This window comes from Pseudomonas sp. 910_23 (assembly GCF_052850795.1).
In genome coordinates this window covers 117,796-138,795 of record NZ_VXCZ01000015.1, presented here as the reverse complement: position 1 = coordinate 138,795, position 21,000 = coordinate 117,796, and the positions used below count along the sequence as shown (strand labels likewise).

At 66.2% G+C, this 21,000-nt stretch carries 14 protein-coding genes; 13 read left to right on the top strand and 1 reads right to left on the bottom strand.

Annotated elements, in window-relative coordinates:
- Positions 1-27: 27 nt before the first annotated feature.
- Genes FW800_RS18675 through FW800_RS18615 form a run of 13 tightly spaced genes read left to right on the top strand, consistent with a single transcriptional unit; the run spans position 28 to position 19,850 of the window.
- Positions 28-5,481, top strand: a complete 5,454-nt coding sequence (locus FW800_RS18675; RefSeq protein WP_446438206.1) for an amino acid adenylation domain-containing protein — start codon at positions 28-30, stop codon at positions 5,479-5,481.
- The gene (locus FW800_RS18670; protein WP_216091180.1) at positions 5,478-7,217 is read left to right on the top strand and encodes an ABC transporter ATP-binding protein; all 1,740 of its coding nucleotides are present in this window, start codon (positions 5,478-5,480) and stop codon (positions 7,215-7,217) included. The genes FW800_RS18675 and FW800_RS18670 overlap by 4 nt, the downstream gene beginning before the upstream one ends.
- Positions 7,214-8,959 (top strand): ABC transporter ATP-binding protein, encoded by a 1,746-nt coding sequence (locus FW800_RS18665; RefSeq protein ID WP_248136642.1) that lies wholly within the window; start codon positions 7,214-7,216, stop codon positions 8,957-8,959. Before FW800_RS18670 ends, FW800_RS18665 begins: the two co-directional genes overlap by 4 nt.
- Positions 8,953-10,056, top strand: a complete 1,104-nt coding sequence (locus FW800_RS18660) for a saccharopine dehydrogenase NADP-binding domain-containing protein (RefSeq protein ID WP_446438205.1) — start codon at positions 8,953-8,955, stop codon at positions 10,054-10,056. The genes FW800_RS18665 and FW800_RS18660 overlap by 7 nt, the downstream gene beginning before the upstream one ends.
- Positions 10,053-11,081, top strand: coding sequence for a class I SAM-dependent methyltransferase (locus tag FW800_RS18655; protein ID WP_446438204.1), 1,029 nt, complete (start codon positions 10,053-10,055; stop codon positions 11,079-11,081). The genes FW800_RS18660 and FW800_RS18655 overlap by 4 nt, the downstream gene beginning before the upstream one ends.
- Before the next feature lie 2 nt (positions 11,082-11,083).
- Positions 11,084-12,760: a class I SAM-dependent methyltransferase gene (locus FW800_RS18650; protein ID WP_446438203.1), complete on the top strand. Its 1,677-nt coding sequence runs from the start codon at positions 11,084-11,086 to the stop codon at positions 12,758-12,760.
- Positions 12,757-13,935 (top strand): cytochrome P450, encoded by a 1,179-nt coding sequence (locus FW800_RS18645; protein ID WP_248128916.1) that lies wholly within the window; start codon positions 12,757-12,759, stop codon positions 13,933-13,935. Before FW800_RS18650 ends, FW800_RS18645 begins: the two co-directional genes overlap by 4 nt.
- Positions 13,932-15,071, top strand: a complete 1,140-nt coding sequence (locus FW800_RS18640; RefSeq protein WP_446438202.1) for a Gfo/Idh/MocA family oxidoreductase — start codon at positions 13,932-13,934, stop codon at positions 15,069-15,071. The genes FW800_RS18645 and FW800_RS18640 overlap by 4 nt, the downstream gene beginning before the upstream one ends.
- The gene (locus tag FW800_RS18635; protein ID WP_446438201.1) at positions 15,068-15,787 is read left to right on the top strand and encodes a VOC family protein; all 720 of its coding nucleotides are present in this window, start codon (positions 15,068-15,070) and stop codon (positions 15,785-15,787) included. Before FW800_RS18640 ends, FW800_RS18635 begins: the two co-directional genes overlap by 4 nt.
- The gene (locus FW800_RS18630) at positions 15,780-17,378 is read left to right on the top strand and encodes a (2,3-dihydroxybenzoyl)adenylate synthase (protein WP_446438200.1); all 1,599 of its coding nucleotides are present in this window, start codon (positions 15,780-15,782) and stop codon (positions 17,376-17,378) included. Before FW800_RS18635 ends, FW800_RS18630 begins: the two co-directional genes overlap by 8 nt.
- The gene (locus tag FW800_RS18625; protein ID WP_446438199.1) at positions 17,375-18,121 is read left to right on the top strand and encodes a thioesterase II family protein; all 747 of its coding nucleotides are present in this window, start codon (positions 17,375-17,377) and stop codon (positions 18,119-18,121) included. Before FW800_RS18630 ends, FW800_RS18625 begins: the two co-directional genes overlap by 4 nt.
- Positions 18,118-18,426: an isochorismate lyase gene (locus FW800_RS18620; RefSeq protein WP_005787433.1), complete on the top strand. Its 309-nt coding sequence runs from the start codon at positions 18,118-18,120 to the stop codon at positions 18,424-18,426. Before FW800_RS18625 ends, FW800_RS18620 begins: the two co-directional genes overlap by 4 nt.
- Complete coding sequence (locus FW800_RS18615; protein ID WP_446438198.1) at positions 18,423-19,850, top strand: isochorismate synthase; 1,428 nt, start codon at positions 18,423-18,425, stop codon at positions 19,848-19,850. Before FW800_RS18620 ends, FW800_RS18615 begins: the two co-directional genes overlap by 4 nt.
- Here the strand turns inward: FW800_RS18615 and FW800_RS18610 are convergent.
- Entirely contained in the window at positions 19,738-20,943 is a 1,206-nt protein-coding gene (locus FW800_RS18610; protein ID WP_103735306.1) for a XylR family transcriptional regulator, read from the bottom strand. The two genes, FW800_RS18615 and FW800_RS18610, sit on opposite strands and share 113 nt — an antisense overlap.
- Positions 20,944-21,000: the final 57 nt, after the last annotated feature.

The window sequence follows — 21,000 nt, the reverse complement described above, 5'->3', positions numbered from 1 at the left end:
CCTGCCCTTATCCCAGGAGCTGCCCCCATGCCCGCCGCCAAACTGTTAAGCGAACTCAAGTCCCTGGGCGTCGAACTCTGGCCCCAGGATGGTCAACTCAAATTCCGCGCGCCCCAGGGCCTGCTCGACGCCGAGCGCCTGGCGCAACTGCGCGAGCACAAGCAGCAGATCCTGCACCTGCTGCAAACCCAGGAGCGGCCCCAGGTAATGGCCGACCCGGCACAGCGCCACGCGCCGTTCCCGCTCACCGATGTGCAGAACGCCTACCTGCTCGGCCGCCAGTCATCATTCGGCTACGGCAACGTGGCCTGCCACGGTTACCTCGAACTGAGCTGGCCGAGCCTCGACCCGCAGCAGGTCGAACACGCCTGGAACCGCCTGATTGCCCGGCACGACATGCTGCGCGCGGTGATCGCCAGCGAAGGCTCCCAGCGCGTGCTGGCCGAAGTCGCCCATTACCCGGTGGACGTCGCCGACCTGCGCGGCGCCACTCGTGAACAACACCAGCACGCCGTGCAGCAGATACGTGAGGCCATGGAGCAGAAGCTCTACCCTACCGATATCTGGCCGCTGTTCGAATTGCGCCTGAGCCGCAGTGACAGCGGCGACACCCTGCACTTCTCCATGGACTCATTGATCGCCGACTGGGCCAGCGCGCAACTGCTGTTCAATGAACTGGAACAGCTACTGCACGACCCCCAGGCCAGCTTGCCCAACCTGGACATCACCTTTCGCGACTACCTGCTGGCCGAACGGAGCCTGCTCGAAGGCAGCCGCCACCAACGCGACCGTGACTACTGGATGGCGCGTATCGATGAACTGCCCCCCGCCCCGCAACTGCCGGCGCCCCTGAGCGGCGAAAACACCAGCGTGCCGCGCTTCCAGCGCCACTGCGCGCAACTCGACGCACAGTCATGGGCAGCCTTGAAAAGCGCCGCCGGCGCCCTCGGCCTTACCCCGTCCATCGTGGTGCTCAGCGCCTACGTGGGCACCTTGCAACGCTGGAGCCAGCAACCCACCTTCAGCCTCAATCTGACACTGCTCAACCGCTTGCCGCTGCATCCGCAAGTGGGTCAACTGGTGGGGGATTTCACCTCGGTCAGCCTGTTGCAGGTCAATGATCCCCAGGGCCAGGATTTCACCAGCCAGGCACGCCAACTGGGCAATCAACTGTTTGCCGACCTGGAGCACCGGCTGTTTTCCGGCATCCAGGTGATGCGCGAAATCGGTCGCCGGCGCGGGCGTGAAGCGGCGTCCATGCCGGTGGTGTTCACCAGTGCTATCGGCCTGGCGATCGAACCACCTCCCGCCAGCCAGCGACAGGTCGGCCACGGCATCACCCAAACTCCGCAGGTGACCCTCGACTGCCAGGTGATGGACGACGCGCAGGGTTTGCACATCCACTGGGATGTGCGCCAAGGCGTGTTCCCCGACGGCCTGATCGAAGACATGCAGCAGGCATTCGTCGCCGAGTTACAGTTACTGGCCCTCGACCCGGCCGCCTGGGACCACCCCATGCAAGTGCCGTTGCCGGCCTGGCAACAACGTGAGCGCCTGGCCGCCAATGCCACCGCCGCGTCGCTGCCCACCGGCCGCCTGCATGACAGCCTGCTGAGCATGGCCTGGGAACAGCCGCAGGCCCTGGCAGTGATCGATGCCCACGGCAGCCTGACCTACGCCGCCCTGATGGAGCGTGCCTTGGCAGTCGCTGCTGCCCTCAGCGCCGCCGGTTGCCGCGCCCAGGAACCGGTGGCGATCCTGATGCCGAAGGGCCGTGACCAAGTGGTGGCGGCCTACGGCGTACTGCTGGCCGGCGCCGCCTACCTGCCTCTGGACAGCCATGCCCCGGCCGCTCGCCGCGACCGCGTGCTGCACAGCGCCAAGGTGCGCCACGTGCTCGGCCAGTCCCAGGCCCTGCCCCACACGCCATTGCCGGAGGGCTTGCACTGGCATGCCGTGGATCAACTGGCGCCGACCACTTCGGACTTCCCGGCACCGCACGGCAGCCCCGACGATCTCGCTTATGTGATCTACACCTCAGGCTCCACCGGTGAACCCAAGGGCGTGATGATCAGCCATCGCGCTGCGCTCAATACCGTGCAGGACATCAACCGGCGCTTTGCGGTCAACGCCGCCGACCGCGTGCTGGGCCTGGCGCAACTGAGTTTCGATTTGTCGGTGTATGACCTGTTCGGCCCCCTCGCGGTGGGCGGCACCCTGGTGCTGCCCGACCCGGCACGCGGCGCCGACCCGTCGCACTGGGCCGAGCTGGTGCAGCGCCATCAGGTGACGCTGTGGAACTCGGTACCGGCGCAATTGCAGATGCTGGCCCACTACCTGCAAGCCGAGCCGCGTCCCCTGGACAGTCTGCGCCTGGCGTTGTTGTCGGGTGACTGGATCGCGCTGAACCTGGCGCCGCAACTGCACGCGCTGTTGCCGGGCCTGGCCCTGGTGGCTCTGGGCGGCGCCACCGAGGCTTCGATCTGGTCCAACCTGCATCCCATCGGCGCAATTGACCCCGCATGGCGCAGCATTCCCTACGGCTTGCCGCTGGCCAACCAGGGCTTTCGCGTGCTGGACAACCAATGGCGCGACGCGCCGACCTGGGTGCCGGGTGACCTGTACATCACCGGCGTCGGCCTGGCCCAGGGTTACCTGGGCGACCCGGCGTTGACTGAGGCACGCTTCTTTGCACACCCGCTCGACGGTCAGCGCCTGTACCGCACCGGTGACCGTGGCCGCTATCTGCCGGGGGGTGAACTGGAGTTCCTCGGCCGTAACGACGGCCAGGTCAAGATCCGTGGACATCGGGTGGAACTGGGCGAAATCGACGCCGCACTGCTCTCCACCCCGGGCGTGGACAGCGCGGTCAGCCTGTTCAGCGACGAACTGCTGGCCTTCGTCACGCCTGCGCGGGCCGAACCCGAACCGCTACCCGGCGCGCCGTTGCTGACGGCGGTGCAGCGCTACGCCGACAGCCAGGTCGGCAGCTTTGACCCCCAACAGGTACGCGACTATCAGGCGGACCTCAGTGGTGCAGCCTTGAGTTCGATGCTGGACGTGATGCTCAAGGCCGATCTATTCAGCGGCGCGTGGGCCGAGCCGGATGCACCCACCATCCTGCAGGCCCTGCAAGCGCAGCCCCGCCATCACTGGCTGGTGCGGCGCTGGCTCGCGGCCTTGTGTGACGCGGGCCTGTTGCACGGTGAACAGTCCCGCTATCGCCTGCTCGACAGCGCGCCAAACCCGGCGCTGGCATGGGGCCGGGTGGAACAGGCGGTCGCGTCCGGGCTGTGCAGCCAGACGCTGCTCGACTACCAGCTCAATCACGTCGGGCAACTGCAGAAACTGCTGCGCGCGGAGGTCAATCCGTTCGACCTGTTGTTCCCTCAAGGCGAGCAAGACCTGGCATTGCAGCTGTATGGCGGGGATGCCGTGTCGCGCTACAACAACCACAGCATCGCTGCGCTGATCAACCGCCTTGCTACCCACCACGACGGCGACGGCCCGCTGCGCATCCTCGAAATCGGCGCGGGCACCGGAGCCACCAGTGCACCGGTGATCAGCCTGCTCGATGGGCTCGAAGTGGATTACCTGTTCACCGACATGACCGCGTTTTTCCTGCCGCCGGCCAGGCAACGCTTTGCCGACCACGCCTGGGTGCGTTATGGCGTGCTGGACATCGATCAGCCCATCCGCCCCCAGGGCCTGGCCAGCAACAGCGTGGATATCGTGCTGTGCGCGGGCATGCTCAACAGCGTCAAGGACATCGACAACGCCCTCGGCCAGATCACCGAACTGCTCAGCCCGGGTGGCTGGCTGGTGATCAGCGAGCCAACCGGCGAATGGCCGCAGATTCTACTGACCCAGGGCTTCATGATGACTCCGTCAGGCAGCGATCACGACCAAGGCCGCAGCGGCTTGTGCAGCACCGACACCTGGCGTGAGCGTATCCAGGCATTCGGCGGCGAAAGCCTGCCGGCCCTGCCCCACGCCGACCACCCGCTGGCGGCCCTGGGTATGCAAGTGTTCGCCGCACGCTTCAAGGCCGGGTTCCAGCGCCTGAGCGTCGACAGCCTGCGCCGCGCTCTCGCGCAACGCCTGCCGGACTACATGCTGCCGGCGCATGTGCAAGTACTCGACCGCCTGCCCTTGACCGCCAACGGCAAGGTCGACCGCAAGACTCTGGCCAGTTGGCGCCCCGCCGTGGATACCCAAGCCGCCAGCAGCGAGCAGTTACCCAGTGACCCACTCACCGCGCAGCTTTGCCAAGTGTGGGCCGAGGCCCTGGGCCTGGCGCAGATCGGTGCCGACGACAGCTTCTACGAAAAAGGCGCCGACTCGCTGATCCTCGCCCGCGTCGCTGGCCAGTTGCGCGAACAACTGCCCCAGGCGCAACGCTTGAGCTACGACACCCTGTTGCGGCAGATGCTCAACGAGCCGACTGTCAGCGCACTGGCGCGCCTGCTCAACCATGGAGAACGCGCACCGTCTGCGGTCAAGCCCGGCCAATCCCAGCGTTCATCCAACAGCAACGCGTTGGTGGTGCCCTTTGGCGGCGGCGACGTCGGCCCGGTGCGGGTGATGTTCCACGCGGCCCTCGGCACCCTGGATTATTTCCAGCACCTGGGCCGCTCACTCGCCGCTCAGCAGGCCGGCCCGGTGATCGGGTTTGCGGTGGCCGACACCGCGCAGTACCTGGCCCTGGAACCCAAGCGCCTGATCGAAAGCGTGGCCCAGGACTACACCGAACGCTTGATCGCCGACGGCCATCAGCGCTTCCAGTTGATCGGCTACTGCCTGGGCGGCCTGCTCGCCACCGAAGTCGCCCGGCGCCTGCTGGAACGTGGCATGGAGGTGGTGGACCTGAGCCTGATCGACAGTATCCCGATGTTTATCGACACCGACGAAGAGCTGGCCTATGAGGCGATCTTCGTGCCCAACCTCAACCTGGACCCGGTGAAAACCGTGTTCGGCGCGCATATCGAAGACTACGACGTGTACCGCGCCATCGACCTGCTGATGGCCCGCGACAACCGCCGCGTACCCGCCGGGGCCATGGCTGCCTTGGGCGGCGACCCGGGCCTGGACGCGCTGGCATTGGCGGTGCAGCAACAGTCGGCGCGCAGCCAGGAAGAGCGCCTGGCCGAGTATGCGCGCCTGGCCTCCGGCCAGGCCGGGGTGCCCATCGGCCCGGAGCTGGTGCCCACGCTGTTCCGCGTATGCCGCCACAGTATGCGGGCGGCACGGTTCGATCCGCCGCCGTTACTCGGCAACATGACCTACCTGCGCTGTCTGGAGCAGCAATCGTTCGGGATCACCGGCGGCGTCGGCCACCTGGCGGCGCCGTTCTGGGAGGACGCGTGCCTGGGGCAATTCAACCTGATCGACGTGCCGGGCAACCACTTCAGCGTGATCGAGCCACCCCACGTGCACACCGTCACCGCGCACCTGCTTGAGGCCCTTCGGAAAAACTCATGAGCACCGCACTCGATACCCTCAAACGCCCGGTCAACCGCCTGATCCGCCTCGGTGTGGTATTCGCCGCCGTCGGTGCGCTGGTCAACCTGGTGCCCTTTATCGGCCTGACCGAACTGGGCCGCTTGCTGCTGGCCGGCAATGCCCACAGCCACACGTTGTGGCTGTGGGCGGCGCTGGTAGTGGTCGCCCTGAGCCTTGGCTGGATGGCCAGCGGCGTCGCGCTGTGGCTGACCCACCTGGCCGACCACCGCCTGCAATCGAGCTTGCGCGAAGCCATGGTGCGCAAGCTGGGGCGCGTGCCGCTGGGCTGGTACACCGACACCACCTCCGGCGCGGTGCGCAAAGTGGTGCAGGACGACCTGGAAGACCTGCACCACCTGGTTGCCCATCACGCAGTGGAAGTGACGGCGGCGATAGTCACCCCGCTGGCAGGGCTGATCTGGTTGGCCACATTGAACTGGCGCCTGGCGCTGCTGGCGGTGCTGACCCTGCCGATCTACGCGGTGGCCTACAGCCTGATGATGCGCGGCTTCGGCGCCAAGATGCAGTTGCTCGACAAGAGCATGACCCGGGTCAGCGCGGCAATTGTCGAGTTTGTCCACGGCATTGCCGTGGTCAAGGCGTTCGGCCAGGTGGGCCAGGCCCATCGCAGCTATCAGCAGGCGGTCGACCAGTTCAGCACGCAATACGCTGGCTGGGTGCGGCCGCTGCTGCGCCTGGAAGCGTTTTCATCGATGGCCCTGAGCGTGCCGGTAATTCTGTTGGTGAGCCTGGGGGTGGGCAGCCTGTTGCTGGCCCAGGGCTGGATTACAGCGCTGGAGTTGTTCGCCGAAACCCTGGTAGCCGTGGTGATTCCGCAGTCGTTGCTGGTGATCAACCAGAGCCTCACTGCCCAGCGCACTGCCCTCGCGGCCGCCGACCGCATCGAGGCGCTGCTTGAGGTTGAGGAACTGCCCACGCCCAAGGTGTGCAGGATGCCTCAGGGCAGTGATATTCGCTTTGAACAGGTGCAGTTCGGCTATGACCCCGAGCACCTGATCCTCAATGGCGTCGACCTGCACTGCCCGGCCGGCAGCGTCACTGCGCTGGTGGGTGCCTCCGGCGCGGGCAAATCGACCCTGGCCAAGTTGGTGCCGCGCTTTCACGACGTCAACGCCGGGCGGGTCTGCGTGGGTGGTGTGGATGTGCGCGAGATTGACCCGCGCCAGCTGTATCAACACGTGGGCTTTGTGTTGCAGGACGCGCAACTGGTGCACGGCACCGTCGCCGACAATCTGCGCCTGGGCCGCCCCGAGGCCAGCGATGCCGACGTCGAGGCCGCGGCACGCTCCGCGCAGATTCATCAACGCATCCGCGCCCTGCCCCGCGGCTATCAGTCGGTGATCGGCGAAGACGCGATTTTTTCCGGCGGTGAAGCCCAGCGCTTGTCCATCGCTCGCACGCTGCTGGCCGATACGCCGGTGCTGATCCTCGATGAAGCCACCTCCCACGCCGACCCCGAATCCGAAGCGCTGATCCAGGATGCCCTCTCTGCCCTGGCCCGCGGCCGCACGGTACTGGTGATTGCCCACCGTCTGGCGAGTATCTGCGGCGTCGACCAGATCGTGGTGCTCGACCAGGGCCGCGTGCTGGAAAACGGTACTCACGAGCAATTGCTGGCGGCGAACGGCACCTATGCCCGCCTGTGGCGCGCCGGCACCGAAACCACCGCCCCCGACCTGGAGATGTCCTTGTGATCCGCAGCCTCGTGACTTTATTGGGCCCGGCCCACGCCGCACGCCTGTACCGCTACCTCGCCTGGCTGGTGACCAGTGCCGTGTTGCAAGGGCTGGCCGTGGCGTTGCTGGTGCCGATCCTGCACGCGCTGTTTGCCGCTGACCTGCACAGCGCGTCCCTCTGGCTGGCTGGCCTGGCGGCGATGGTGGTGCTGACCTGCATCGCCCATTACCAGCAGGCCATGAAGGGCTTTGCCCTGGCGCTGCTGGTGTTGACCACCTTGCATGACCGCCTTGGCCAGCACCTGGTCAGCCTGCCGCTGGGCTGGTTCAACTCCGAGAAGGTCGGGCGTCTGTCGCGCAGTGCCACCAGCGGCACACTGATGGTCACCGGCTTGTTTGCCCATTACCTGGGGCCGGTGGTGTCTGGCGTGGTTGTGCCGGCTACCGTGGCGCTGACCCTGTTCGTGTTCGACTGGCGGCTGGGCCTGACCGCCGCATTGTGCGCGCCGCTGATCTACTTCACCCATCACTGGTCGGCCGCCGCCATCGGCAGCAATGATGCGCGCGTGGAAGCCGCCGCGACTCTGGCCGGTAACCGCGTGGTCGAGTTCGCCCGCTACCAGCCAGTGCTGCGCGCCTTTGGTCGCACCCAGGACGGCTACGCGCCGTTGCAGGCCGCCAACCTGGCGCAGAAACACGCGGGCGGCTCGATGCTGTCCCAGACCTTTCCGAAGTTGCTGGCCGGTGGCCTGACCGTACAACTGGCGTTTGCGTTGCTGGTGGGCGTGGGCATCGCCCTGGCCGCCCATGGCGAAATCGACGCCATCCAGTTGGTCGCCTTGCTCGCGCTGGCGGCACGTTTTGTCGGGCCGCTGGCCGAAGCGGCGGCGCGCAGTGGTCTGTTACGCATGGCCGCTAACGACCTGGAGCAACTGGTGGGCATCCTGCGCGAGCCGCCGCTGCCGGAACCCGCGGTGAGCCAACCGCTGACGGCACCCGGCACCCTGGCCTTCGACAAGGTCAGCTTCGGGTACCCCAGCGGGCCAAAGGTGCTGCATAACCTGACCTTCAGCGCACCGGCGCATTCGATGACCGCGATTGTCGGCGCCTCGGGCTCGGGCAAAACCACTGTCACCCGCTTGTTGATGCGCTTTTTCGATGCCAGCGAGGGCAGCGTCAGGGTTGGCGGTGTAGACGTACGCGAGCTGTCCAACGCAGCGCTGATGGCGCAGTTGTCCCTGGTGATGCAGGACGTCTACCTGTTCGACGACAGCCTGGAGGCCAACATTCGCGTCGGCAACCCGGACGCCAGCGCCGAGCAAGTGGCCGAAGCGGCGCGATTGGCCGGTGTGGATGAAATCGTCGCGCGCCTGCCCCAGGGCTGGAACACCCCGGTAGGCGAAGGTGGCGCGGCGCTGTCCGGCGGCGAACGCCAACGGGTATCCCTGGCCCGGGCCCTGCTCAAGCGGGCGCCCATCGTACTGCTGGATGAAGCCACGGCAGCCCTGGACCCGCACAACGAAGCCTTCGTGCAGACGGCGATTCACGCCCTGATGCAAAACGCCACAGTGCTGGTGATCGCCCACCGCCTGCCCACCATCATGGCCGCCGACCAGATACTGGTGCTGGATGAAGGCCGATTGGTGGAATCGGGGACGCACGCACAATTACTTGCCCAAAACGGTCGTTACGCAGGGTTCTGGCATGACCGCCAGCGCGCCGGCGGCTGGCGCTTGAAAGCCGAGGCGCAGCCATGCTGATCGGGGTGTTGGGCGCCAGTGGCGACGTGGGGCTGGCCAGCGCCCAGGCGTTGTTGACGCTGGGAGTGAACGATCTGCGCCTGGGCGGGCGCGATGCCGCCAAGGGCGCGCACTGCGTGCAGGTTCTCCAGCAGCAATGGCCCCAAGCCCGTTTGCAATGGGCCGCAGTGGACTTCAACGATGCCGAGGCTTTGGCCACCTTCGCCCGCGGTTGCGATGTGCTGCTCAACTGCGCGGGCCCCTCGTGGCGCGTGCAGGACCGTGCCGCGCTGGCAGCGTTGCAGGCCGACGCGCATTACGTCGACGCCGCCGGTCATATGCACCTCGACCCAGCCCAATGGCGTGGCCGCTGCGCGATATTGGGCGCAGGCCTGCAACCGGGGCTCACCGGCCTGCTGCCGCGCTGGCTGGCCGAGCAGGAATTCACCCAGGTGCGCAGCCTGACCAGCTATTTCGGCTTGCGCGATCACTTCACCGCCGTGGCTGCCGACGACTTTTTGCACGGTGCGGTGGACGGCAGCAGCGAGCCGTTGGCGGCCTGGCAACACGGGCGTCGCAGCCGCGCACTACGGCGCCGGCGCGAGGTATCGGTGCCGTGCTTTCCCGGCTCGGTTCACCTGTTGCCCTACCTGAACCTTGAGGGTGAACGTCTGGCCATGGACCTGAACCTGGACATCGGCCAGTGGTTCAACGTGATCACCGACGGCTACGTGCTCAAGGCGTTTGACCAGGCTCACGGTTTGCCAAGGGCAGAAGCGGTGCAGCGGTTGTGCGAAGCCAGCCGCCTGGATCTCAGCGGCCAGGCGCCCTTCGTCACCCTGCTGCTGCAACTGGAGGGCCTGCACGATAGCGAGGTCCGGACCCGCAGCCTGGTGCTCAGTGGCGCAGGCAATGCGGCGCTCACCGCAGCCATGGCCGCGATCACGGTGATCAGCGTGGTGGAGGGTGAGATCAGCGCCGGCTGCCATGAAGCGGCCCAGGCCCTGCCGCCCGCCGCCAGCCTGGAGCGCCTGCTGTGCACCTCGGCGATTCTTAGCTTGAACCTGTTGCACGGCCCGCTCGATCAACTGCATGTCGCCCAAGAAGGTTGCCTATGAACACCGCCCTGAACGAGCTGGAACACTTGAGCCTGGGCGTGATGGCCCAGGTGTTACTGCACAGCCAGGCGTTGCCGTTGCAGGCGTGGCGCACTGCCGAGCACATCAACCAGGCCCTGGGCACGGCGGCCCGTCATGCCTGGGTGGTACGCCGCTGGCTGGCCGCGTTGACCCGTGCCGGCCTGCTGCACGAGGAAGGTAAACGCCTGGGTTGGCAAGTGCCCCCCGATGACCCGCAAGTGGGTGAACTGCCGCGCCTGTATGCCGCATTGGGCTTTCCAGACAGCATGGCGCGCCTGCATACCCAAGTGATCGAATGCCTGCCCGACCTGCTGCGCGATCAATTCACCCTCACCCACTTGCTGATGCTTGGCGGGGACCCGGTGAAGGTGATGGGCGCCTACCAGCACAACCACTTCACTGCGGCGGTCAATCACGCTTTGGGCACCCGGGCGCGGCAAGTCAGCGCCGCTGCCGGGCCGCTGCAGGTGCTGGAGCTGGGCGGCGGCGCCGGTTGCACCACCGCTACGGTGCTGACGGCGCTGCAAGAACGCGAGAAGGATTATTGCTTTACCGACATCAGCCCGCTGTTCACCAGTGCGGCCCAGCGTCAGTTTCGTCTTGAGCCGGGGATGCAGTTCGGCCTGCTCGATCTCAATCGCCGCTTCAGCGACCAGGGCATAGCGCCCCGCAGCCAAGACGTGGTGATTGCCGGCAACGCGCTGCACAACGCCCGCGACCTGCCCGACTGCCTCGGCCAGATCCGCACCAGTCTGCGCGACGGCGGCGTCTTGCTGTTCAGTGAATCCATCGCCGACAACCCGGCGATGCTGACCTTCATGCACCTGTTGCTGTCGCCGCCGGCCGATGCGCCGCTGCGTGCTGGCGATGAAGCCTTCATGGCCGTCGACGCGTGGCGCCAGGCCTTGCAGGTTGCAGGTTTTGAGTTGCTGGAGGTGTGGCCTGACGCGGGCGAACCGCTCGCTGCTGCGGGGCAGCGCTTGTTCCAGGCCAGAGGAGTTTGAGCATGAATATCGACACCTTGCTGATCGAACTGCCCGCCGGCAAGCACCCCTGGCGCTTGCCGGTCTTTACCGACCTGGGCCTGCATCAACAGGCCCCGGCCCGTTTGCTGGCAGTGCTCGAACGCCAGCGTCCGGCGGTGGTAATGATGAGCGCCGAACAACTGGAGCGTCTGCTGGACTTTCCCGCCCTGGCCCTGAGTGATCTGAGCCATCTGCAACAACTGTTGTTCATCAGCCTCCGACCGGGCGACTGGCAGTTGGCGGAACGGGCAGCGGCGCAGCTCGATTGCCACGTAGAGGGTTTTACCGATGACGGGCGCGACCTGGTCAGCGTCAAGCGTGAGCACCAGCGCTGGTGCCAGCGGGCACTGGAACATCCCCAGGTGAATGCGGTGGCGCTGCACGGCACGACGCTGTTCGCGGTGCCCCAGCCGTGCGAACCGGCGACAGTGGACGATCAGTTGGACGCGACCGCAGCCGCCGTCGATCAGCAGTTCAGCGTCACGCAACTGACCGACGCCGTACAGTTGAACCAGCGCTTGAGCCACGCCGCTTTGCTGTCGATGCTCAATGGCCTGGAGCAGTGCGGCCTGCTGCCCGCACCGCTCAACGATGTGGCGCACAGCCTCGCCAATGCCGGCATCGCCCCCGGCCACCGCCCGCTCATCGCACGCTGGCTCGACGTGCTCCAAGCCGAGGATTTGCTGCGCCGCCAAGGCGACCACCTGCATCCCAACCTCGACGCCAGCACCTGGAGCGACGCCAGCCTGGAGGGCATCTGGGCACAGTTGAGCCTGGACTGGGCGCGCAACACCGGCGGCAGCGCCACCCTCGATTACGCGCGCGACAACGCTCGCCAGTTGCCGGCGTTGATGCGCGGTGAGTGCGCAGCGGTGCACCTGCTGTTTCCCGAAGGCCGCACCGAACGTGCGGCGGCGTTGTACCGCGAAAGCCTGGCGGCGCAGTACCAGCATCGCGCCGTGGCTCACTGGATTGGCGCCTGGGCTGCGCGCAAGAGCGGCACCGAGCCCTTGCGGGTGCTGGAAGTCGGTGCCGGCACCGGCTCCACCACCCAAGCCGTGGTGCCGGCCCTGGCCAAGGTCACGGTGGACTATCTTTGCACCGACGTGTCGCGCTACTTCAGCGAGCAGGCCGCCGAGCGTCTGCACGCTTGGCCGTGGGTGCGCCACGGGGTGTTTGATATCGACTGCCCCGCCCCTGCCCAAGGCTATCGCACCCAGAGTTGGGACCTGATCGTCGCCGGGGGCGTGCTGAATGCCGCCCGCGACACCGAGCGCTCCCTGGCCACCCTGCTCGCCTTGCTCAAACCCGGCGGCTGGCTGGTGTTCAGCGAGCCGACCCAGGAGGAGTTCTGGGTGATGGCCTCCCAGGCTTTCATGCTCAACCAGGCCAGCGATGAGCGCGCGCTGAGCAGCAGTACCTTCCTCGACCTCAACCAATGGCAAACCGCCCTGGCCCGCGCCGGGTTCCAGGGCAATCGCAGCCTGCCCGCCGCCGACCACCCGCTGGCGTCGCTCGGCCATCGTGTGTTCGTCGCCCAAGTGCCCTGCCAACGCTTGAGCCGAGCCGCGCTGGCCGCGCACCTGGAACACCCAGACCTGCACCTGGAACTGCTCGACCGTTTGCCCGACCTGCCTACCGCCGAGGACTTGCCATGACCCCGCTGGCCTACCCTTTCAATGCCTTCACCGACCTGGAGCTCGCCGAGCCTTACCGCCATGCCCAGCAAGCACCAGGCCTGCTGCGTATCCAGATGCCCATCGGCGCGCCCGCCTGGCTCGCCACCCGCTATGACGATGTGCGCCTGGTGCTGGGCGACCGGCGCTTCAGCCGCAGCGAAGCATTTCGCCGCGACGATGCCCCGCGAGCATTCCCGCGAATTGCCGGCGGCATCGTGATGATGGACCCGCCGCAACTCACGCGGATCCGCTCCCGCGCCGCCCAGGCGTTTACCCGGCGGCGCGTCGAAGCACTGCGCCCCCATGCCCGGGCCTACGCCCATGAGTTGATCGACCGTATGCTCGCCGCCGGCCCGCCCGCCGACTTGGTTAGCGACTATGCCTTACCGTTGCCCCTGGCGTTGATTTGCGAGCTGCTGGGCGTACCGCTGCAAGACCGTGAACGCTTTAAGGTATGGAACGACTCATTGCTGTCGACCCGCGCCGAAGACGCCGCGTTGACCCAACAGCACTTGGGTGAACTGGCCGAGTACATCAAGGGCCTGGTCGCCGAGCGGCGCCGTCAGCCTCAGGACGATTTCATGACCGCCCTGGCCCAGGCCGATGACCAAGGCGAGCGCCTGAGCGAAGACCAACTGCTGCTGTTGTGCATCGCCATCCTCGTCGCCGGCTACGAAGGCAGTGCTTCGCAGATCCCCAATTTCATTCTGGTGTTGCTGGACAACCCCGAACAGTGGCAACAACTCAAGGCCCATCCCGAGCAGATTCCGCAGGCGGTGGAAGAACTGCTGCGCTATATCCCGCTGGCGTCGGCGGCGATGTTTGTGCATTACGCCCTCGAAGATATCCAGGTGGGTGAAACCCTGGTTCGCCAGGGCGAAGCCGTTTTCGCGTCCATCGGTGCGGCCAACCATGACCCGGCGCGCTTTGCCGACCCGCACACCCTCAACCTGCAACGCGATGCCGGCGGCCATTTCGGCTTCGGCCACGGCCTGCATCACTGCATCGGCTCGGCGCTGGCGCGGGTGGAGCTGCAAGAGGCGTTGCAAGCCTTGGTAGAACGCCTGCCCAACCTGCAACGCTGCGGGCAGGTGCAGTGGAAAACTGCGACGTTCTTTCGCGGTGCCCACTGCCTGCCGGTGACCTGGTCATGAGCCGCGCTCGTCCACGCGTGATCGTCGCCGGCACCGCGTTCGGCCGCATCTATCTTCAAGCCTTGGCTCGTACCCATGAGCGCTATGAATTGGTCGGTATCCTGTCGCGTGGCAATGCCTATTCGAAGGCCTGCGCCGATCACTACGGGGTGGCGCTGTACGAGGCCGTCGAGCAGGTGCCCGATAGCGTCGACATTGCCTGCGTGGTGGTGCGTTCCGGCGCCACCGGTGGCGTGGGCAGCGAACTGGCCCAGCAGTTCTTGCGCCGTGGCATTCACGTATTGCAGGAACACCCGGTGCATCACCGCGAAATCGCCGCGTGCATGCAGGCGGCGCGTCAGGGCCAGGCGGCCTATGCGGTCAATACGCTGTACCCGAATATCCTTGCGATCCGGCGTTTTCTGGCGGTAGCCGCGTACCTGCGTGAGCAACAAGGGCTGGCCTATATCGACGCGGCCTGTAACAGCCAGGTGGCCTACCCGTTGCTGGATATTCTCGGGCGCCTGGCCGGTGGTTTGCGGCCCTGGGTATTTGCGGCGCCGGCCGCCAGTGTCGGTGCGCAACCCTTCACGCGGTTGAACGCCAGCTTCAATGGCGTGCCGATCAGCCTGCGCGTGCAAAACCAGGTGCATCCCCAGGACCCGGACAACCACTCGTTCCTGCTGCATCGCCTTGAAGTCGGCTGTGAAGGCGGCGTGCTGAGCCTGTGCGACACCCACGGCCCGGTGCTGTGGAACCCACGCCTGCACGCACCACGGGACGACACCGACCGCCTGATCATGGCAGGCAAAGGCAGTGAACGATTGGCCGGGCCGAGCATGGTGGTGCTCGACCCGCACATACCCGCCAGCTATCACCAGGTGTTCAACCAGCTCTGGCCCGATGCGGTCAGCCTCGCCCTGGATGCGCTGTGCGCCGACATCGCCGAACCGGCGCAGCGCCTGCGCAGCGGCATGTGGGCCACCGAGGTGTCGATGGCCTGGCGTGAAATGAACAGCCTGATCGGCATGCCGGAACTGATTGAACCGCCGATTCCCCGCGCGCTGCCGATGACCGAACTGCATCGCTGCGCCGACGCCGTACAGCCGCCTGGCGCTGACCCCAGCGCGCAACTCGTGGGAGCCCTGCCCTTTTGAACACTGCCCAATCCCGTTCGTCCTGCAGCCATGTGCTGCTGTGGGTTCGCGACCTGCACCAGGCGGTGGCGAACTTTCGCGCCGCCGGTTTCGAGGTCATCTACGCCACCGCCGAGGCGCGCGCGCAACATGCGCATATCTGGTTCAGCCGCGGGCCGATCATCGAGCTGCTCACCACCCCGCGTCATGCCTGGTTGTTCAAGTGGCCCATCGACTGCCTGGCCGGGCGTGGCGCCGGGCGGCGCATGTTGCGCTGGGCTGCCCAGGGTGAGGGGTTTTGCGACCTGGCGCTGCTCTGCGATGACCTGGCCCTGGCCCCCCGTCTGACAAACCTGGCGGCCGGCGGCGTGGCCATGGGCCGTGTGGTGAAGTGGCAACGCACCTGTGCGGACGGCAGCCAGACGCGCTTTCGGTTTGTTTACCCACGGCATGAGCGCCTGCCGTTTCTGGTCACGCCCTATTCACCCTCCCAGCACCCGCAGCGACTGATCCATCCCAACGGCGCCACGGGGCTGGCGGCCATTCACCTGGGCGTAAGCCCCGCCGATCACAACGCCCTCAACCTGCTCGCGGGCGATGACCCGATGTTGCACCTGCAACCCGCCGAATTTACCGGCGTACAGGCGGTGCAAGTCGCCGGCCTGGCGCAACCATTGACGTTACACGGTGCGCAATTGCTGAGCTGCCCGACTGCACATGGAGATAGCCATGCTTGATGGATTCACAGACTGGCCCGAAGATTTTATCCGCCGCTACCGCGAGCAAGGCTACTGGCAAGGCGTGCCACTGGGCCAACTGCTGCGTGAGCAAGCCCAGCGTACGCCGCAGCAAGAGGCGCTGGTGGACGGCAACCGACGCTGGAGCTACGCCGAGCTGGACCAACACGCCGACCGCCTGGCCGCCGGCCTCGCCGCGCGCGGGCTGGTCGCCGGCCAGCGAGTGCTGGTGCAACTGCCCAATATCGCCGAGTTTTTCAGCCTGACCTTCGCTCTGTTGCGCCTGGGAGCGATCCCGGTGTTTGCGTTGCCGGCCCACCGCGAACATGAATTGGCCCACTTGGCGCACCTTAGCCAAGCGGTGGCCTATGTGATTATCGACCAGCACCTGGGCTTCGATTATCGGCCCCTGGCGCGTACGTTGCGTAGCCAGGTGTCGAGCCTGCAACAGGTGTGGGTGGTAGGCGTGGCCGAGGAGTTCGTGGCCCTGGCCGACTGCGTCGCCACGCCTCGCCCGTTCCCGGCGCCGGACGCTCGCGATGTAGCGGTGCTATTGCTGTCCGGCGGCACCACTGGCCTGCCCAAGCTGATCCCGCGCACCCATGACGACTATGCGTGCAATGCCCGGCTGGCGGCGCAAGCCTGCGGTTTCGACCGCCACACCCGTTACCTGGCGGCGCTGCCGGTGGCACATAACTTCCCGCTGGCCTCGCCGGGGGCACTCGGGGTGTTCAGCGTCGGCGCCACCCTGGTACTCGCGCCGGAACCAAGCCCCGACACCGCCTTCGAACTGATCGAGTGCGAACGCATCACCCACACGGCGTTGATTCCGCCACTGGTGTTGCTGTGGCTGGAAGTGGCGCAATGGTCCGACAACGACCTCAGCAGCCTGCAATGGCTGCAAGTCGGTGGCGCGCGCCTCAAGGCCGAGATCGCCGCACGCATCCGCCCCACCCTGGGCTGTGGCCTGCAACAGGTGTACGGCATGGCCGAAGGATTGCTGTGTTTTACCAGGCTGGATGACCCGCAGGCGCTGGTCTTCGACACCCAGGGCCTGCCGCTGACCGCTGCGGATGAGATCCGTATTGTCGATGCCGACGATGTGCCGGTGGCTCCCGGCGCCGTCGGTGAATTGCTGGTGCGCGGGCCCTACACCATTCGCGGTTACTACAACGCTCGCGAGCACAACCAGCGCGCCTTTACCGCCGATGGCTTTTATCGCAGCGGCGACCTGGTACGGCGCCTGCCCGAAGGGCATTTGATCGTCGAGGGGCGCAGCAAGGATGTGATCAACCGGGGCGGCGAAAAGATTCCGGTGGAAGAGATCGAGAACCTGCTGCTCGGCCATCCGCTGATCCGCGATGTGGCGTTGGTGGCGCTGGCCGACGAGTTGCTGGGTGAGCGCAGTTGCGCCTGCGTACTGGCCCACGGCGCGCCATTGGACCTGGCGTCGATCAACGCCTGGCTGCGCGAGCGTGGGCTGGCGGCCTACAAGTTGCCAGACCGCTTGCAAGTGCTGCGCGAGTTTCCGCTGACGCGCCTGGGCAAGGTCAACCGCAAGGCCCTGGCGGAACAGGTGCTGGCCTTATGAGCCCGTGGATACGTGTATTGCGTGAGGGGCAACAGCCCCGCGCACGCCTGGTGTGCCTGCCCCACGCCGGTGGCAGCGCGAGCTTTTTTCGGCCGTGGCTCGCGCATTTGCCGGGCGACATTGACCTGTTGGCGGTGCAGTACCCCGGGCGCGAAGAGCGCTTCAACGAGGCGCATATCCCGTGCCTGGCGACCCTCGCCGAGCACATCAGCCAAGCGTTGCTGGCCTTGCCTGCGCGGCCCCTGTGGCTGTTCGGCCACAGCATGGGCGCGGCGCTTGCCTATGCCGCGGGCACGCTGCTGGAGGCCGGCGGTGTCGGCCCTGACCACGTGTTTGTTTCGGCCCACGCACCGCCGCACCGGCAACCGGCCAGTGACCTGCATCGCCAGGACGACAGTGCATTGATTGCCGACATCCTGCGCCAGGACACCCAGGCCGCCGACCTGTGGGCCAACCCGCAGTTACGCACGCTGTTTCTGCCGGCGTTGCGCAGCGACTACCAGGCCATCGAAACCTGGCGCCCCGCGAACCTGCAGCCGTTAACGGCACCGCTGGACGTGCTGCTGGCTCGCGATGACGCCGAAGTCAGCCTGGAGCAGGCTCGCGCCTGGGCCGACCTGAGCCGCCATACCCCGGACATCCGCCTGTTCGACGGCGACCACTTTTACCTCAAGCATCAGCCGCGACCGGTGATCGACCACCTGTTGCAGCGCACCGCCTACCTTCAGGGAGACGCCCGATGAAAACCCCGGAACACTGCACTGGCCTTCACGACATTCGCCATGCCATCGACAGCCTCGACAAGCAGATCATCGACGCCCTCGGCCTGCGCATGCAATACGTCAAGGCCGCCTCCGCATTCAAACCCGACCAGGCCAGCATTGCCGCACCCGATCGCGTTGCGGCGATGTTGCCCCAGCGCCGGCAGTGGGCGCAGGAGGTCGGGCTGGATGGCGAGTTTGTCGAGGGCCTGTTCAACCAGATCATCCACTGGTACATCGCCGAGCAGACGGCCTTCTGGCTACAGAAAAAGAGCCAGTGCGTATGAACGCGGCCGATTTGCTCAAGACCTTCCAGGCCGCGCACCAACGGGCGGTGGCGTACCAGCGCCCCGTTATTGCCGTCAGCGCCTACCCCGCGCCGACGCTGGCGCCCCTGGCACTGTACGAGGCCCATCGCCAGGGTTTCTTCTGGTGTGCGCACTCGCCGGACTTGAGTTTGTTCGGCCTCGGCTGCACCTGGCAGATCGAAGCCTCGGGGTCCCAGCGCATGGCCGAAGTGGATCGCCAATGGTTCGCACTGTGCGCCGATGCGCTGGTGGACGGCCCGCATCCGCCCTTGCTGCTGGGCGGTATGCGCTTTGATGAGCAGCAGCCCTGCGCATCCCATTGGGCGCCGTTTGCCGATGCCAGCTTCCACCTTGCCCACTGGTTGCTCAGCGAGGACAGCCACGGGCGCTGGCTGCGCTGCCAGCGTGTGGTCGAGCCCGGCAGCGATCCTGCGACCTTGGTGCAAGCAAGCCTGGCCGCCCTTGAACAACTGCTCAACCCAGCCACCCACGTTGCCCCCGCCCCCCATGTAGTGGAACGCGTCGCACTGCCGCGGGATCAATGGCAGGCCAAGGTCGACACCGCCTTGCACGCCATCGCCCGGGGTGACTTGAGCAAGGTGGTGCTGGCGCGGCATATCGACCACCACCTGGACGCCGCGCTCGACACTGGCGCGGTGATGGGCCGCCTGCACGCTCGGCGTAACGCCTCGCACTTGTTCGCGATTCACCGGGGCGAACACTGCTTCATGGGCGCCACACCCGAGCGGTTGCTCAGTTGCGAGGCGGGCCGTCTCACCACCCACGCCCTGGCAGGCAGCACCCGTCGTGGGTTAAAGCCCAATGAAGATCAGGCGCTGGGGAAACGTTTATTGGCCGACCCGAAAGAGCAGCACGAGCATCGACTGGTGGTGCAGACCATTACCCAAGCCTTGGGTGACAAGGTCAGCGACCTGCACGCCGCGCCGCACCCCAACTTGCTGAAACTTGCCACCGTGCAGCATTTGAGCACGCCCATCACCGCGAGGCTCAACGCCGGCAAGCGCCTGCTGGACGGTATCCAAGCCTTGCACCCTACCCCCGCGGTCGGCGGTTTACCGCGCGCGCCTGCGCTGGATTTTATCCGTGAACACGAAGGCTTTGATCGCGGCTGGTATGCCGCGCCAGTGGGCTGGCTGGACGCCGAGGGCAATGGCGATTTTCTCGTGGCCCTGCGCTCGGCGCTGATCACCCCCAGGCACTGCCATGCGTTTGCCGGCTGTGGGATTGTCGAGGGCTCGCTGCCGGCCAATGAGTACGAAGAAACCCAGATCAAGCTGGCAAACATGCAACAGGCGCTGCAACTGGCCTGCCCTGCTGATACTGACGTGGCGTACAGCCAAACTCGCGGCGAAACACCGTATGCAAGTACTGCGCAGAGGTGAAGCCGCAGCGGGCGGCGATGTCGGCGATGGCCAGGTCCTGGTTCTCCAGGCCCTTGGCGGCGGCCGCGAGTTTGAAGCGCAGGATTTCGTCATGCACGCTGCACCCGCGCACCTTGCGAAAGTGCGCTTCCAATGACGAGCGTGAGACCCCGACATAGGCGGCGACCTGGTCGGTCTTGATCCCCTGGCACGCGTACTGGCGGATAAACAGCAATGCCTGCATCACATAAGGGTTGCCCAGGGGCTGATGCAGGCTGGAGGCTTGCACGTTGATCGCGTCCGGCGGTACCAGCACCTGCGTGCCGGTGCAGGGCTTGCCGTGCAGCATCTGATGCAATAAGGCCGCAGCAGTACGGCCCATAGTCTCGGTGCCCTGGATCACCGAACTCAGCGGCACCCGCGTCAGGGTGCGGGTCAGCGGGTCGTTGTCGATCCCGATCAACGCCACCTCCTCCGGCACCGCAATGCCCGCCGTCAGGCAAGCTTGCAACAACTGCCGGGCGCGGGCATCGGTGACCGCGATAATACCGATGGGCTTGGGCAGGCTGTGCAGCCAGGCAATCTGCTGCTCCACCGCGCTGTCCCACAACGGCGCACTGGTGCCCAGGCCGCGATAGATCTCCACCGGCAAGCCATCGCGTTGCACCAAGCCGCGAAAGGCTTTCTCACGCTCCTGCGCCCAACGATTGGCCTGGGCTTCGGGCAGGCTGAAACAGGCAAAGCGCGTCAGCCCGGCCTCGATCAAGTGTTCGTAGGCCAGCTTCATCAAGGCGTGGTTATCGGTCGCGACATAGGGAATGCCCTTGGGGTACGCGCTGACATCCTCGTAAGATCCCCCCACCGCCACCACCGGTATCCGACTCCCGGCCAGCGCCTCGCCGATCAACGGGTCATCGAAGTCGGCAATGATGCCGTCTCCCTGCCAACGCTCGATACCGCGCAGACGGCAGAGAAAATCCTCTTCCAGGAACAAGTCCCAGGACGCGCGGGTGCTGCTCAGGTAATTGCCGATACCGGTGATGATGCCGCGGTCGTAGATTTTGCTGCCGTTGAAGAGCAAAGCGATGCGGTGCACGGGCGGTAGGGTTTTCATTGTTTTTGTCCTTGGGGCCGGTAGGTGCAGACTAGACCTCGCTGTGCAAAATCGCAC